General features: G+C 61.5%; 14 protein-coding genes and 1 pseudogene. 5 read left to right on the top strand and 10 right to left on the bottom strand.

The genetic code is table 11. The features are described 5' to 3' along the window. Nucleotides 1-140: 140 nt before the first annotated feature. From GIW04_RS08490 to GIW04_RS08470, 5 genes and pseudogenes are all read right to left on the bottom strand, one after another. A pseudogene (locus GIW04_RS08490) lies at nt 141-566 on the bottom strand (galactonate dehydratase); the annotation flags it as partial. 48 nt (nt 567-614) lie between these two features. Then, nucleotides 615-1,235 carry a 2-dehydro-3-deoxy-6-phosphogalactonate aldolase gene (locus GIW04_RS08485; protein ID WP_003187296.1) on the bottom strand — a complete coding sequence of 207 codons (621 nt, stop codon included), beginning with the start codon at nt 1,233-1,235 and terminating at the stop codon, nt 615-617. Nucleotide 1,236: 1 nt separating this feature from the next. After that, entirely contained in the window at nt 1,237-2,196 is a 960-nt protein-coding gene (locus tag GIW04_RS08480) for a 2-dehydro-3-deoxygalactonokinase (protein WP_120247398.1), read from the bottom strand. Nucleotides 2,197-2,372: 176 nt separating this feature from the next. After that, nucleotides 2,373-2,699 (bottom strand): DOPA 4,5-dioxygenase family protein, encoded by a 327-nt coding sequence (locus GIW04_RS08475; protein WP_003187292.1) that lies wholly within the window; start codon nt 2,697-2,699, stop codon nt 2,373-2,375. Between the two features lie 30 nt (nt 2,700-2,729). After that, the gene (locus GIW04_RS08470; RefSeq protein ID WP_003187289.1) at nt 2,730-3,680 is read right to left on the bottom strand and encodes a choline sulfate utilization transcriptional regulator; all 951 of its coding nucleotides are present in this window, start codon (nt 3,678-3,680) and stop codon (nt 2,730-2,732) included. A 103-nt stretch (nt 3,681-3,783) separates the two neighbouring features. On the opposite strand from GIW04_RS08470, the gene betC reads away from it, so the two are divergent. From betC to GIW04_RS08455, 3 genes are all read left to right on the top strand, one after another. Further along, nucleotides 3,784-5,298 (top strand): choline-sulfatase, encoded by a 1,515-nt coding sequence (gene betC, locus GIW04_RS08465; RefSeq protein WP_120247399.1) that lies wholly within the window; start codon nt 3,784-3,786, stop codon nt 5,296-5,298. Nucleotides 5,299-5,316: 18 nt separating this feature from the next. Then, complete coding sequence (gene choX, locus GIW04_RS08460; RefSeq protein ID WP_003187286.1) at nt 5,317-6,231, top strand: choline ABC transporter substrate-binding protein; 915 nt, start codon at nt 5,317-5,319, stop codon at nt 6,229-6,231. Between the two features lie 155 nt (nt 6,232-6,386). Further along, nucleotides 6,387-7,955 (top strand): SulP family inorganic anion transporter, encoded by a 1,569-nt coding sequence (locus GIW04_RS08455; RefSeq protein WP_034134134.1) that lies wholly within the window; start codon nt 6,387-6,389, stop codon nt 7,953-7,955. A 130-nt stretch (nt 7,956-8,085) separates the two neighbouring features. Here GIW04_RS08455 and aroE read toward each other — a convergent pair whose 3' ends face one another. After that, entirely contained in the window at nt 8,086-8,904 is an 819-nt protein-coding gene (aroE, locus tag GIW04_RS08450; protein WP_120247400.1) for a shikimate dehydrogenase, read from the bottom strand. Beyond that, nucleotides 8,904-9,836 carry an oxygen-dependent coproporphyrinogen oxidase gene (hemF, locus tag GIW04_RS08445; RefSeq protein WP_003187281.1) on the bottom strand — a complete coding sequence of 311 codons (933 nt, stop codon included), beginning with the start codon at nt 9,834-9,836 and terminating at the stop codon, nt 8,904-8,906. Before hemF ends, aroE begins: the two co-directional genes overlap by 1 nt. 178 nt (nt 9,837-10,014) lie before the next feature. Between hemF and GIW04_RS08440 the strand changes: the two genes are divergently transcribed. After that, nucleotides 10,015-10,992 (top strand): quinone oxidoreductase family protein, encoded by a 978-nt coding sequence (locus GIW04_RS08440; RefSeq protein ID WP_034134131.1) that lies wholly within the window; start codon nt 10,015-10,017, stop codon nt 10,990-10,992. Nucleotides 10,993-11,102: 110 nt separating this feature from the next. Here the strand turns inward: GIW04_RS08440 and GIW04_RS08435 are convergent, their stop codons facing one another. The 3 genes from GIW04_RS08435 to GIW04_RS08425 form a co-directional block, all read right to left on the bottom strand. Then, nucleotides 11,103-11,660, bottom strand: a complete 558-nt coding sequence (locus tag GIW04_RS08435; RefSeq protein ID WP_003187278.1) for an L-threonylcarbamoyladenylate synthase — start codon at nt 11,658-11,660, stop codon at nt 11,103-11,105. Nucleotides 11,661-11,734: 74 nt separating this feature from the next. Then, entirely contained in the window at nt 11,735-12,838 is a 1,104-nt protein-coding gene (gene dprA / locus GIW04_RS08430; protein WP_120247401.1) for a DNA-processing protein DprA, read from the bottom strand. A gap of 63 nt (nt 12,839-12,901) precedes the next feature. Further along, nucleotides 12,902-13,678, bottom strand: coding sequence for a peptidoglycan-binding protein (locus GIW04_RS08425; RefSeq protein WP_120247402.1), 777 nt, complete (start codon nt 13,676-13,678; stop codon nt 12,902-12,904). Nucleotides 13,679-13,813: 135 nt separating this feature from the next. Between GIW04_RS08425 and def the strand changes: the two genes are divergently transcribed. Then, on the top strand, nt 13,814-14,320 hold the full coding sequence (def, locus tag GIW04_RS08420; RefSeq protein WP_003187273.1) for a peptide deformylase: 507 nt from the start codon (nt 13,814-13,816) through the stop codon (nt 14,318-14,320). Nucleotides 14,321-14,368 lie beyond the last annotated feature (48 nt).

Genomic DNA, 14,368 nt, shown 5'->3' with positions numbered 1-14,368 from the left:
ACAAGAGAGTATAAGTATATATAAGACAAACAATGAGGTTGAGAAGACGACAACGGCATATTTTTTTTTTTTTAAAAAAAGAAGAGGGCATACGAGAAACCAGCGACAGTCGGGGGGGCTGGGAGAGGTGTAAAAGAGAAAGCGGTGACGCCCCGGGCCCCCGCCTCTTTGGCAGCACGGGCGGTGTCGGCAGGGCGGTCACCGCCGATCCATGAATACACGCGGATTTTGTCGCGCACCTGGCCGCCCAGCAGATCGCTGACCGACACACCGAGGGCCTTGCCCTTGATGTCCCACAACGCCTGGTCGATGCCGGCGAGGGCGCTCATGTGCACCGCGCCGCCTCGGTAGAAGCCGCCGCGATAGAGCACGGTCCAGATATCTTCGATGTTGCGTGGGTCTTTGCCGATCAGGTAGTCGGACAGTTCTTCGACGGCAGCGGCCACCGTGTGAGCGCGGCCCTCGACCACAGGCTCACCCCAGCCGGTCACACCCTGGTCGGTTTCGACCTTGAGGAAGCACCAGCGCGGCGGAACGATAAAGGTCGTCAGTTTGGTGATTTTCATCTCTTGTCTCTCTTATAGATGCAGCGCCTGTGGGCGCGGAATGTGCTCTCAGCCGAGGGCTTTCCAGGCGGCGACATACGCCTGGGCACGGCTCGCAACCTGATCCACTGTCATGCCCGGCTTGAACAGCCCGGAACCCAATCCGAAGCCCTTGGCGCCGGCGTCGGTAAACACCTGCATGTTGTCCGGGGTGATGCCGCCCACCGGCAGCAGCAACGTGCCCGCCGGCAATACCGCCAGCCATGCCTTGATCACTGAAGGGCCCATTTGCTCGGCCGGGAACAGCTTCAACACATCGGCGCCTTCGGCCAGTGCGGCAAAGGCTTCGGTGGGCGTGGCTACCCCAGGGGACAAATACAGGCCCGCCGCTTTGGCCGCACGCAACACCTTGGCATCGCTGTGGGGCATGACGATCACCTGGCCTCCGGCCGCCTTGACCTGCTCGACCTGCTCAGGCGTCAACACCGTGCCAGCACCGATCAGGCAATCGGCGGGCAAGCTGTCGCGCAGGGTGCGGATGCTGGTGTAAGGGTCTGGCGAGTTGAGCGGCACTTCGATCACGCGAAAACCCGCGTCGTACAGCACTTGGCCGACCGCCTGGGCTTCGTCGGGGCGTAGGCCGCGCAGGATGGCGATCAAACCGTTTTGTGCGAGTGCTTGCTTGAGCATGTCAGGCCTCCAGTAAAGGTCGAGTAAGCCCGGCGGCTTGCGCCAGTTGCCACAGGCCACGCTCGGTGGCTTCTTGCGCCAGGCTGACGTGGACAAAGCCGCAAAGGGCGAGGGCGCGTTGATAGCGGGCGCAGAGTGGAGCAGCGCCGACCAGGATGATCGGCTGGTGTTTGGCGGAATCTGGCAGGCCGACGAGTTCATGGCCGATGAGCAAGCCGGACAGGTAATCGGGTTGCTGGTCGGGCGCCAGCTGCGCAGTGAGCCCAAGGGTACGGGCACTGAACAGGGTTGAGAGCACGCCACGCTGGCCGTCGTTGGACAGCGCCACGTGCACGCCTCGATCAAACGCCTCGGCCTGGAACTGTTCGCTGGCCTGTTGGGTGCGCCCCAGAATGCTGTGCTTGCTCAACACCGCAAACACTTCGCCGGTCATGAAGGTATCGAAATGGGTAATGCGGCCTTCCACCACCTCGACCCATTTGGAATGGCTGCCGGGCAGGCCGATCAGCACCTTGGGCCCAAGCCCTTGCAGTACGCCGAGCACTTGGGTTTCTTCGCCGCGCATCACATTGGGCAGCCCCACTTGCTCGATCACCCCCGGCACGATGTGCACCTGCACCCCGCGCAGGCTGCGTATGCCATGCAACGCCTGGCCAAGGCTGGCGACATCCACGGGCGTGCTGCGATAGGCCGCCTCGCTCCAACCCTGTGCGCTGCCGACCATGCCGCACGCGATCACTGGCAGCCTGGGCTGGGCGTCGAGCCAATCGCCGCAGGCGCTATCGAACGCCAGTTCAAAGCCGTCGGTGCACAGCACACCGGCAATTTCCCGAGGCTCTGTGGGCAAGTGCATGATGCCGGTAGCCAGCGAGCGCTGTTCCAGCACAACGCCCGCGGGGCCGAGTTTGTAAGCACGAAGGGAGCTGGTCCCCCAATCGAGCGCGATCAATTGCGCCTGCATCGCTTCACCTGAAATGAGTGGGTGCTGAAAAAAGCAGATGGGCGAATATAAACCTACGGCGCAGAACATCTCAATATATAAATATCAATCCCATATAATGAGACAAGGCAAGATAAATCCTACAACTCTTCCTGTTTTTACTTAGGGAAAGACGCGGGTTTAACGGGTAAGAACGCTTAAAAAATCGACAGGTCCAGCTCGCGCATCGCACCCATCCAAATGGCGTAATCGGTGTGGTCCTTGAGGTCATCACCGGTTTCCGGGTGCAGGAACACCACCAAACCATTGCGGTGCAGCGCCAGCCACGGCAATACCACGCCGATATATTCCGGCTCGAACGCCAGTTGGCAACTCCAATCCGGGTGCGGGCCCACCGGCCGCTCATGCACGCGGCCCATGCGCAACGGGAACAGCCTGGCGGCGTCTTCACAGAGCGTGCGCGCCTGCTCGATCGTACTGGCGTCGAAGTAGATATGGGCGTGGTAGCCCTTGATACGTTGCATGACTGACTCCGGTTCCACTGTGCGCCGATCCTAGACCGCAATCGACGGCAGGGCCAGCCCGGTCAACGACTGCGCACTGCTGGCCTGTTCCGCCACCAGCCACTCGACAAAGCGGTCCACCAACTGACCACGGCGTTTGCGCTGGGGCTGCACCACGTAATAGCCAAATCGCGACGTCACCGTGGGGCTGATCGGTCGGCACAACCAATTCTGCTCCAGCAGGTTATCCACCAGGTGGCGCCAGCCGATGGCGACACCCTGGCCGGCAATCGCGGCCTGGATCAGCAAGGTGTAGTTGTCGAAGCGCAATTGCCCAGGGGTCGGCGCAGCGGTGATACCCAGTTCGCGGAATACGCCGTTCCAGTCGAACCACTGGCTGTTGTTTTCCTGGCGCAGGTGCAGCAACGGGCAGCCTTGCAAGGTCTGCACCGTCAGGGGCGCAGCTTGCTCCTTGAGCCACTGCGGGCTGCACACCGGAAACACCTCCTCATTGAACAACCACAGGCTCTCGCCCTGCTTGAAACGGCCATCGCCGAACAACACCGCCACATCAATATCGCTGCGCAGAGTGGCGTGGTTGCGCTCACTGGTGACCAGGCTGACATCCACCTGCGGGTTGGCCTGGTGGAAGCGATGCAGGCGCGGCATCAGCCAATAGGCAGCGAAGGCGAAGTCAGTGGCGACTTGCAGCACTTCATGCTGGCTTTGTTGAGTAATGGCGCCGAGGCCCTGGTTGATGTTCTGCAGGCCGCCTTGCACATGCTCGAACAGCAGGGCGCCAGCGTCGGTCAGTTCAATGCCGCGATAAATGCGGTCAAACAGGCGGATCGCCAGTTGCTCTTCGAGGCGTTTGATCTGCTGGCTGACCGCCGGTTGGGTGGTGCCCAGTTCCATCGCGGCAGCGGTGAAACTGCGATGGCGTGCCGCTGCCTCAAAGGCGCGCAGCAAATCGAGAGAGAGGTCACCCAGCGCTTCATACATAAGCTCAACTTATCCTAGTCATTGCCGCGCATGGGCTTTACCCATGTATTGATGGACCGCATGCTCATTCGCATAAACACCGCCTATGGAATGCCGAGAAACCATGAAGCGCAAGAACATTCTTTTCATCATGGCCGATCAGATGGCCGCGCCGATGCTGCCGTTCTACGGGCCTTCCCCGATCAAGCTGCCCAACCTCAGCCGCCTGGCGGCACAAGGTGTGGTGTTCGACGCCGCCTATTGCAACAGCCCATTGTGCGCACCGTCGCGCTTCACCTTGGTAAGTGGCCAATTGCCGAGCAAGATCGGCGCCTACGACAACGCCGCCGATTTCCCCGCCGATGTACCGACCTATGCCCACTACCTGCGTCGCCTCGGCTACCGCACTGCGCTGTCGGGCAAGATGCACTTCTGCGGCCCCGACCAGTTGCACGGCTATGAGGAACGCCTGACCAGCGACATCTACCCCGCCGACTATGGCTGGGCGGTGAACTGGGACGAACCAGACGTACGCCCTACCTGGTATCACAACATGTCCTCGGTACTGCAAGCCGGCCCGTGTGTGCGCACCAACCAGCTGGATTTCGACGAAGAGGTGGTGTTCAAGGCTCAGCAATATCTGTTTGATCACATCCGCGAGGAGCGCGACCAGCCGTTCTGCCTGACCGTGTCGATGACCCATCCCCACGACCCGTACACCATTCCCAAGCCGTTCTGGGACCTGTACGCCGACACCGAGATTCCAATGCCCGCGACGCCGCCCCAGGCCGACCTTGACCCGCATTCCCAGCGGCTGCTCAAGGTCTATGACTTGTGGGACAAACCGCTGCCGGTGGATAAGATCCGCGACGCCCGCCGCGCCTACTTCGGTGCCTGCAGCTACATCGACAGCAACGTCGGCAAGCTGCTGCAGACCCTGGAAGACACCGGCCTGGCCGCCGACACCCTGATCATTTTCTCCGGCGACCACGGCGACATGCTTGGCGAGCGCGGCCTCTGGTACAAAATGCACTGGTTTGAAATGGCCGCCCGCGTGCCGCTGCTGGTCAGTGCGCCGGGGCAGTTCGCCGCTGGCCGCGTCACCCAGGCCGTGTCGACCGCCGACTTGTTGCCGACCCTGGTGGAATTGGCCGGTGGCGAACTGGACCCGCACTTGCCGCTGGACGGCCGCTCACTGGTCCCGCACTTGCAAGGGCAGGGCGGGCATGACGAAGTGTTTGGCGAATACATGGCCGAAGGCACCATAAGCCCGTTGATGATGATTCGCCGGGGCGCCTACAAATTCATCTACAGCGAAGACGACCCTTGCTTGTTGTTCGATGTGCACAACGACCCGCGCGAGCAGGAAAACCTCAGCCAGTGCGCCGAACATCGTCCGTTGTTCGAGGCGTTCTTGCGTGAAGCGCGGGCTAAATGGGACATCCCGGCGATCCATCAACAGGTGCTCGCCAGCCAACGCCGTCGCCGCCTGGTGTTTGAAGCGCTGACCCAAGGCAAACTCAAGAGCTGGGATCACCAGCCACTGGTAGACGCCAGTCAGCAGTACATGCGCAACCATATCGACCTTGATGACCTGGAGCGCAAGGCACGTTTTCCACAACCCTGCCAAAACCAATAAGTAGACAGAGGGAAGGCCATGCAAAAGTTGACCGTGGTACTGAGTTTGGTGGTGCTCAGCAGCGCCCAGGTGTACGCAGACACTCGCTGCGAAACGGTGAAGATGGCCGATCCAGGCTGGAGCGACATTGCCGCCACCAACGCCATCACCAGTTTCTTGCTGACGGGCATGGGCTACCAACCCAAGGTCGACACCTTGGCGGTGCCGATCACCTTCGGCGGGCTGAAAGACGGCCAGGTGGATGTCTTCCTCGGCAACTGGATGCCGGCGCAGCAAGGCTTCTACGACAAGTTCGTGGCCAACGGCGATGTGGTGCAACTGGCGAAGAACCTGGAGGGCACCGAGTTCACCCTCGCGGTGCCGGACTATGTGTGGGAAGCCGGGGTGCATGACTTCGCCGACCTGAACAAGTTTGCCGACAAGTTCGACAAGAAGATCTACGGCATTGGCTCCGGCGCGCCGGCCAATATCTCCTTGCAGGAGATCATCAAGAAAAATGACTTCGACCTGGGGCAATGGAAGCTGATCGAGTCCAGCGAACAAGCGATGCTCGCAGAGGTCTCGCGAGCGGTGAAGAAACAGCGTTTCATCACCTTCCTCGGCTGGACCCCACACCCGATGAACGTGCAACTGAAAATGCGTTACCTCAAAGGCGGCGAGCAGTACTTTGGCGCTACCGGCAGCGTGTATACCCTGACCCGCAAGGGTTACGCACAAGCCTGCCCCAATGTCGGGAAACTGCTGACCAACCTGAGTTTCACCCAGGCCATGGAGAACAGCATCATGGCCGACGTGGCCAACAACAAGGTCAGCAATGCGCAGGCGGCGAAGGCGTGGATCAAGGCCAACCCGGCGGTGCTGGACCAGTGGCTGGAGGGCGTGAAAACCCTGGATGGCCAGGAGGCGTTGCCGGCGGTAAAGGCCAAACTCTGACGCTTGCCGCTGCCCCCTGTGGGAACTGGCTTGCCTGCGATAGCATCACCCCGGTATGCCTGTCGCACCGAGGCGCCAGCATCGCAGGCAACCCAGCTCCCACACGTACCCATGCATATTGATACTCTTGCCAAAACCCTTTACCCGAGCCTGCGATGCCCCGGCCCACCCGCCATACACTCTTGCCCTTCCTGCGCTGGCTGCCGCGCCAAACCCGCGCCAGCGTCGGCCGGGATGCCATCGTCGGCCTCAGCGGCGCGGTGCTTGCGCTGCCGCAGTCAATTGCCTACGCATTGATCGCAGGTCTCCCACCCGAATACGGGCTCTACGCCGCCATCATTCCGGTATTGATCGCTTGCCTGTGGGGCTCGTCCTGGCACCTGATCTGCGGGCCCACGGCCGCCATCTCCATCGTGCTTTACGCCAGCGTCAGCCCATTGGCCGTGCCCGGCTCCCAGGACTACATCACCCTCATTCTGTTGCTGACCCTCCTCGCGGGCGTATTCCAGTGGTTGCTCGGCCTGCTGCGCTTCGGCGCCCTGGTGAACTTTGTCTCCCATTCGGTGGTGCTGGGTTTCACCCTGGGCGCCGCTGTGGTGATTGCCCTGGGGCAACTGCCCAACCTGCTCGGGTTGGATTTGCCCAGCCAGGCCACGGCCATCAACGGTCTACTGGCGCTGATCGATCATCGTGGCGAGTGGGATCAGGCATCCCTGGCCCTGGGGCTGGGGACGTTGCTGGCAGGCATGTTGCTCAAGTACCTGGTGCCACGCTGGCCCACACTGTTGATAGCCTTGGTGCTGGGCAGCCTGGTGGCATGGTTGTGGCCGGCGATGTTCGGGCATGTGGCGCGGGTCAGTTCGTTCATCGGCAAACTGCCGCCGTTCAGCCCGTTGCCGATGGACCTGGACCTGGTGCTGCGCCTGCTGCCCAGTGCCGTGGCTGTGGGCATGCTGGGGTTGGTGACCAGCCTGTCGATTGCCCGCTCGCTGTCGGCCCGCTCGCAACAACTGCTCGACGCCAACCAGGAAGTTCGCGCCCAGGGTTTATCCAACATCGTCGGCGGATTTTTTTCCGGCTACCTGTCAGCCGGATCATTCACCCGCTCGGGCCTCAGTTACGAGGCGGGCGCCTGTTCGCCGCTGGCGGGGGTGTTTTCGGCCCTGTGGGTGGCGTTATTCGCGTTATTTGGCGCAGCGTTGATCGCGCATATTCCGATCCCGAGCATGGCGGCGAGCATCCTGCTGATTTGCTGGGGGCTGGTGGACCACCGCGGCATTCGCGCGCTGTTCCGGGTCAGCCGTGCCGAATTCGTGGTGATGAGCCTGACCTGCGTCGCCACCTTATTGTTGGAGCTGCAAACGGCCATCTATGCCGGGGTGCTGGCGTCGCTGTTTTTCTACCTCAAGCGCACGTCGCAGCCACGGGTTCAACACTGGCGCGACGGTGAGGCGGATGTGTTGCGGGTGGGCGGCTCGATCTTTTTTGGCGCCAGCCATTACCTGCAAGTGCGCCTGCAGCGCTTGCAGGGCGAGCGGGTGGTGATCGAGGCGCAGCAGATCAACTTTATCGACTATTCCGGGGTGGAGATGCTGCATCAGGAGGCGCGCCGGTTGGCGGGGTTGGGGCGTAGCTTGACGTTGCGTGGGGCCAGGCCGCAGGTGGTTGATGAGCTGAAAAAGCTCGACGGGCCCGATAACTGCCCCATCGACTTTGAAGACTGAACCCGATCAAAACTGTGGGAGCTGGCTTGCCTGCGATAGCGGTGGGTCAGCCAGCACATGGGTAACTGACCTATTGCTATCGCAGGCAAGCCAGCTCCCACATTAACGGTGCCCACATCAGAGTGTGGAATCAGGCCAATTGCCGGCGCAGTTCGGCCAGTACGGGGCCCGAATCCGGACGCACGCCGCGCCACAGCAAGAAGGCTTCCGCCGCTTGCTCCACCAGCATGCCCAGGCCATCCATCGCCACCGCCGCGCCTTGCTCGCTCGCCCAGCGGCAGAATGCAGTGGGTTCCTTGGCGTACATCATGTCGTAGCAGAAGGTCTTGCCCGACTCGATCAGGCTGCCGGCAATCGGCGGTACATCGCCTGACAGGCTGGCCGACGTGGCATTGATGATCACGTCCACCGGCTCACGCAACCAGTCGAAACCACTGGCAGACACCGGGCCCAGGTCATCGAACAGCTCAGCCAGCCGCTCGGCCTTTTCCACGGTGCGGTTGGCGATGATCAACGACGAGGGTTGCTGCGCCAGCAACGGCTCCAGCGCACCGCGCACCGCGCCACCGGCGCCCAATAACAGAATGCGTTTGCCTTGCAGGGCCAGCCCGGCATTGACCGTCAAGTCGCGCACCAGGCCCCCGCCGTCGGTGTTGTCGCCCAACAACGTGCCGTCAGCCAATTTGCTCAAAGTGTTCACGGCACCGGCGCGCTGGGCTCGTTCGGTGAGGGTATTGGCCAAACGGTAGGCCTCCTCCTTGAACGGCACGGTCACGTTGGCACCACGACCTTGTTGGAAAAACTCACGGGCACAGGCGGTGAAGTCCTCCAACGGCGCGAGCATCGTGCTGTAGTCCAACTGCTCGCCGGTCTGGGCGGCGAACAGACGGTGAATCAGCGGCGATTTGCTGTGGCCGATGGGGTTGCCGAACACGACATAACGGTCCATCACACCGCCGCCTTGGGCGCGGCAACGCCGAGCCAGTCACGGTCTTGCAGGAAATAGTCGGTAAGGCGCGCCTCTTCGCTGCCAGCTTCGGCCTTCCAGTCGTAGCTCCAGCGTACCTGGGGTGGCAGCGACATCAAGATCGACTCCGTACGCCCGCCCGATTGCAGGCCGAACAGCGTGCCACGGTCATAGACCAAGTTGAACTCAACGTAGCGGCCCCGGCGGAACTCCTGGAACTGGCGCTGTTGCTCGGTGTACGCCATGGCCTTGCGACGCTGCACAATCGGCAGGTAGGCGTCGATGTAGGCATCGCCGATGGCGCGGATGAAGGCGAAGCAGGTGTCGAAGCCCCACTCGTTCAAGTCATCGAAGAACAACCCACCGATGCCACGGGGCTCGTTGCGATGTTTGATGTGGAAGTAGGTGTCACACCAGGCCTTGTAGCGTGCGTACACATCCGGGCCAAACGGCGCACAGGCCTGCTCGGCCACGCGGTGCCAGTGAATGCAGTCTTCTTCATTGCCGTAATACGGGGTGAGATCGAAGCCACCCCCGAACCACCACACCGGTTCTTCGCCTTCTTTTTCAGCGATGAAAAACCGCACATTGGCGTGGGAAGTCGGTACATGCGGGTTATGCGGATGGATCACCAGTGACACGCCAAGCGCTTCAAACCCACGGCCGGCCAGCTCGGGGCGATGGGCACTGGCAGACGGTGGTAAACCGCTGCCGAACACGTGGGAAAAGTTGACGCCGCCTTTTTCGATCACCGAACCGTTTTCCATCACACGGGTGCGACCGCCACCGCCGGCTGGCCGGGTCCAGGCGTCTTCGATAAAGCGAGTGTCCGTCTCGAAGGTTTCCAGGGCGCTGCAAATGCGGTCTTGCAGGTCAAGCAGGTAGGCTTTAACGGCCTCGGTGCGGGTAGTCATGGCATCACCTTGAATCGGGCAAAGCTACGCGAGGCCCATGGGGCGTCGGCGGCAAATGGGCGCACAGGATACCACTGCGCTTAGATGCCACTGCACTTAGGTGCGCGGCAGTTGACGAAGATCAAGCTTAGGAGTCCGATAGGGGGCTACGCAGATTCGAACCCAAGGAGAAGTGCAGATGGCCAAACGTATCCAGTTCAGCGCCCATGGCGGCCCCGACGTACTTGAATATGTGGACTACACGCCAGCGGAACCTGGCCCACAGCAGGTTCGGGTGCGCAACGAGGCGATCGGCCTGAACTTCATCGACACCTACTTCCGCAGTGGCCTCTATGCGCCGCCGGCCCTGCCATCGGGTCTGGGTGCGGAAGGTGCTGGCGTAGTCGATGCCGTTGGCAGTGAAGTCAGCCAATTCAAAGTCGGCGACCGTGTGGCCTACGGCAGCGGCCCGCTGGGTGCCTACAGCGAGTCGCACGTGTTGCCCGCCGCCAACCTGGTGCACCTGCCGGATGAGATCAGCTTTGAACAGGCCGCCGGTGCCATGCTCAAAGGCCTGACCGTGCAGTACCTGCTGCGCCAGACCTATGAGCTCAAAGGCGGTGAAACCATTTTGTTCCACGCCGCCGCCGGTGGCGTGGGTTCCCTGGCCTGCCAATGGGCCAAGGCTCTGGGGGTGAAGTTGATCGGCACGGTCAGTTCGCCGGAAAAAGCCGCCCTGGCCAAATCCCTCGGCGCCTGGGAAACCATCGACTACAGCAAGGAAGATGTCGCACAACGCGTACTGGAATTAACTGACGGCAAGAAATGCCCGGTGGTGTACGACGGCGTCGGCAAGGACACCTGGCTGACCTCACTCGACAGCGTGGCGCCACGGGGTCTGGTGGTGAGCTTCGGCAACGCGTCGGGTGCGGTGGATGGGGTGAACCTGGGGATTCTGTCGGCGAAGGGTTCGCTGTACGTCACCCGGCCGACTTTGGCGACCTATGCAAACAATCCGGCGAACCTGCAGGCGATGGCGGACGATCTGTTTTCGATGATCAAGAGTGGCAAGGTACGCATTGATATCAACCAGCGCTACTCGCTGGCGGAGGCGGCCAAGGCGCAGACGGAGTTGTCGGGGCGGCGCACGACTGGATCGACCATCCTGCTGCCTTAAGATCGTACCCACGCTCTGCGTGGGAATGCATACCGTGACGCTCTGCGTCACAAGCGGACCCAGAGCGTCCAATGCGGCGTTCCCACGCAGAGCGTGGGAACGAGCTGCACCTACGAGGGGCGCACCACATCACCCGTCACCAGATCCCGAATCAGGCTCGGGTTCTTGCGCCCACCCAAGGCGCCGCCCAACACCAGGTCCACTTGCCCGCGAAAATACTGCTCCACGCGAATGCGCGTGCGGGCTGCCGGGCGGCCCTGAGGGTTGGCCGAGGTGGAAATCAACGGGCCGACCTCGGCGCACAAATCTCTCACCAACGGATGATCACTGACCCGCAGCGCTACGGTGTCGTGCACACCCGTGACCCATTCGGGCAGCAAGTCTTGATGGGGCACCAGCCAGGTATTCGGCCCTGGCCAGGTGCTGGCCATGCGTTCGACCCACGTGTCCGGGAAATCCTCAAACAGAAAGTCGAACTGACGAATATTGTCCGCCACCAGGATCAGGCCTTTGTCGACCGAGCGGTTCTTGATCGCCAACAGCCGATCCACTGCTTCTTCGTTCCACGGGTCGCAGCCCAGGCCCCAGACCGCTTCGGTCGGATAGGCGATCACTGCGCCTGCGCGAATTTCCCGTGCGGCTTCCAGCACACGCCACCTGTTGACCATTGTTAACTCTCCGGACTAAAGCTCTGGGCAGTTTACCGATCTTCGTTACAAAACCTAGCGCCAAAAACGGGCCACTACCAAAGCGGACACCGCGCCAGCCAGCGCCCGCTTTCGCAAATCACCTGGCCCTCCAACTCCAGCTCCGTCAGGGTGGCCAGTACTTGTGACAACGGCCGACCGCTGGCAATCGCCAAGGCTTCGCTGCTATGCGGTGCCGCGTGCAGTAGCGCCACCAGCGGATGGGTTACGGGCACCGGTGCCGCATGGGACAACCGCTGCCAACCACGCAAGCCTTCAAGTATGTGCTCGATGGTTTCCACCAACACCGCGCCATCACGGATCAGTTGATGACAGCCTTTGGCGGCGGGGTGGTGAATGGAACCCGGAATCGCATACACCTCGCGCCCTTGCTCCGCCGCCAGGCGTGCGGTGATCAGCGAGCCGCTGGCGATACTGGCCTCCACCACCAGTACGCCTAACGACAACCCGCTGATGATCCGGTTGCGCCGTGGGAAATTACCGGCCTGGGGCGCGGTATCCAGCGGAAACTCGGAAACCACGGCGCTGCCTTGGGCGATCATCGCCGCAGCAAGCTTGCGATGGCGCTGTGGATAAAAATTTTCCAGGCCAGTGCCAAGCACGCCGATGGTATGGCCGCCCACGTCCAATGCCGCCTGGTGCGCCGCGCCATCAATGCCCACCGCCAGCCCACTGGTGATGACAAAACCGGCGCTCGCCAGGCTGCGGGAAAAGGCCGCTGCCGTGTCCATGCCCGGGCGCGAGGCACGCCGGCTACCGACCATGGCCAACTGTGGTTTTTCCAGAATATCGGGGTCGCCCGCAACGAATAACAACGGCGGCGCATCGTCGATCTGCGCGAGCAACGCCGGGTAATCCGGTTGGTCCCACATCAGCAAATGCTGGGCCGGGCGCGCCAGCCAGGCCAACGCCTCACTGGCACCGTCACGGACTTTGGGGCTACGTCGGGCCTCTGCGCTGATGGCGGGCAAACCGAGAGAACGCCAGGCACTTGCGGGAGCACTCAGGGCCTTGGAAGCGCAACCAAAGGCATCGATCAACACGTGAAAACGCTTGGGCCCCAGTTCTGGCAGCCTGTGCAAGCGTAGCCGGGCTTCCAGCTCTGCCGGGGAAATATCGCTACTGTTTATCGGATTCATATGATCATCCTTGACCGGAACAAGCTGTGGATAACTCTGTTGGTAACTTATTTAGCAGGCTATTTATTGCGCTTGATCAGCCGTCTCGAAACGGTCTTGCACGGCCAACGACCGTGAAGCACTGAGCACCAGGGCATAGCTGAGCTTTTCATAGGTGCGAAACACCAGCAGGGTGCCGGCTCGCTCATCCGGGAGGGGAGTGGGCGTACCGGTGAGGGCGTCTCGCACGATGGCGCCAGCCTTGATCACTGTGAGCAGTTGGCCTTCCACCAAGCCATCGCGGCGGCCCTTGTTGAGGGTCACAGCGTCGAGCACGCCAATCTGCGTGACGCCCTTGGGGATGTCGATGATATGCCCTGTAATCAAGGGTGCAGGTTTGCAGGGTTCCAGGCTGGCCAAAGCAACGGGAGGCTCGGCGCGCAACAAACGGTCGCCTGGGCGAATTTCCTGGGTCACCCGTTGCACTGCCAGGGTGGTGAGGCTGTCGGCAAGCACAAAGCGCGCAGTGCCGATGTCGTCGGCATTGATGCCCAACAGCTCTTGGGTATGGGGGTCGGTGTAGGCCTTGCCCCGCCGAAATATCCCGTAGCTTGGCTGGGCCGGGTCCAGATGCCCGCGCGCATGCACACGCTCGTCGTTGGCACCCAGAACGCGCCCGCCTTGCGCCGCAATAATGTAAGGCGCGTTGTCCAGGTCGTGGGGGGAGTCAAAAATACGGTTGTGCAGTAAAAAATGCTGGATGGCCTGTTGCGCGGCCTGATCCAGACGCTCAGTGGGTTGCACAATCAATGCCGTGGCGAACGGAGCCCACAGCAGCAAGACGAGTAGCGATTTCCTCATGGGGTGAATCTCCTTTATTATGTGCGTTCGCGTGAAATGCCATGGCCTTCGCGGCTTCCGAGCGTTTCACACCGGCCGTATGGGTCCATCCCACCGCCGATTTGTCTCTTCCTCACATGTGCAGCAATTACGCTTATGGCTATTTTGAACATCCTCGAATTTCCCGACTCGCGCCTGCGCACGATCGCCAAGCCGGTGGCCGTAGTGGACGACAAGGTTCGTCAGTTGGTCGATGACATGTTTGAAACAATGTATGAAGCCCCGGGCATCGGCCTCGCCGCGACCCAGGTCAACGTGCATCTGCGCGTCGTGGTCATGGACCTGTCGGAAGACCGCAGCGAACCTCGGGTGTACATCAACCCTGAGTTCGAACCGCTGACCGAAGAGATGGGCGAATACCAGGAAGGCTGCCTGTCGGTGCCGGAGTTCTACGAGAATGTGGAACGCCCGCTACGCGTGAAGATCAAGGCGCTGGACCGTGACGGCAAGCCTTTCGAGCTGATTGCCGAAGGCCTGCTGGCGGTGTGCATCCAGCATGAATGCGACCACCTCAACGGCAAGCTGTTCGTCGATTACCTGTCCACGCTCAAGCGTGACCGCATCAAGAAGAAGCTGGAAAAAAAGCATCGCCAGCAAGCCTGATGCCCTTCTTCCAAAGGCTTGCTGCGGCAAGCCTTTTTCTTTTGTGAC

It is taken from the genome of Pseudomonas sp. PA-4-8C (assembly GCF_021606625.1).
Classification (GTDB): domain Bacteria; phylum Pseudomonadota; class Gammaproteobacteria; order Pseudomonadales; family Pseudomonadaceae; genus Aquipseudomonas; species Aquipseudomonas lactis.
The sequence above is the reverse complement of the archived record's forward strand: the minus strand, read 5'-3'. Positions and strand labels throughout refer to the sequence as shown.

Excerpts from the sequence above, each read along its gene's own strand:
- GIW04_RS08455 (WP_034134134.1), top strand. The coding sequence starts at position 6,387 with ATGCCCCGGCCCACCCGCCATACACTCTTGCCCTTCCTGCGCTGGCTG.
- GIW04_RS08470 (WP_003187289.1), bottom strand. The coding sequence starts at position 3,680 with ATGTATGAAGCGCTGGGTGACCTCTCTCTCGATTTGCTGCGCGCCTTT.
- betC (WP_120247399.1), top strand. The coding sequence starts at position 3,784 with ATGAAGCGCAAGAACATTCTTTTCATCATGGCCGATCAGATGGCCGCG.
- def (WP_003187273.1), top strand. The coding sequence starts at position 13,814 with ATGGCTATTTTGAACATCCTCGAATTTCCCGACTCGCGCCTGCGCACG.
- GIW04_RS08435 (WP_003187278.1), bottom strand. The coding sequence starts at position 11,660 with ATGGTCAACAGGTGGCGTGTGCTGGAAGCCGCACGGGAAATTCGCGCA.
- GIW04_RS08425 (WP_120247402.1), bottom strand. The coding sequence starts at position 13,678 with ATGAGGAAATCGCTACTCGTCTTGCTGCTGTGGGCTCCGTTCGCCACG.
- GIW04_RS08485 (WP_003187296.1), bottom strand. The coding sequence starts at position 1,235 with ATGCTCAAGCAAGCACTCGCACAAAACGGTTTGATCGCCATCCTGCGC.
- choX (WP_003187286.1), top strand. The coding sequence starts at position 5,317 with ATGCAAAAGTTGACCGTGGTACTGAGTTTGGTGGTGCTCAGCAGCGCC.
- GIW04_RS08475 (WP_003187292.1), bottom strand. The coding sequence starts at position 2,699 with ATGCAACGTATCAAGGGCTACCACGCCCATATCTACTTCGACGCCAGT.
- GIW04_RS08480 (WP_120247398.1), bottom strand. The coding sequence starts at position 2,196 with ATGCAGGCGCAATTGATCGCGCTCGATTGGGGGACCAGCTCCCTTCGT.
- GIW04_RS08440 (WP_034134131.1), top strand. The coding sequence starts at position 10,015 with ATGGCCAAACGTATCCAGTTCAGCGCCCATGGCGGCCCCGACGTACTT.
- aroE (WP_120247400.1), bottom strand. The coding sequence starts at position 8,904 with ATGGACCGTTATGTCGTGTTCGGCAACCCCATCGGCCACAGCAAATCG.
- hemF (WP_003187281.1), bottom strand. The coding sequence starts at position 9,836 with ATGACTACCCGCACCGAGGCCGTTAAAGCCTACCTGCTTGACCTGCAA.
- dprA (WP_120247401.1), bottom strand. The coding sequence starts at position 12,838 with ATGAATCCGATAAACAGTAGCGATATTTCCCCGGCAGAGCTGGAAGCC.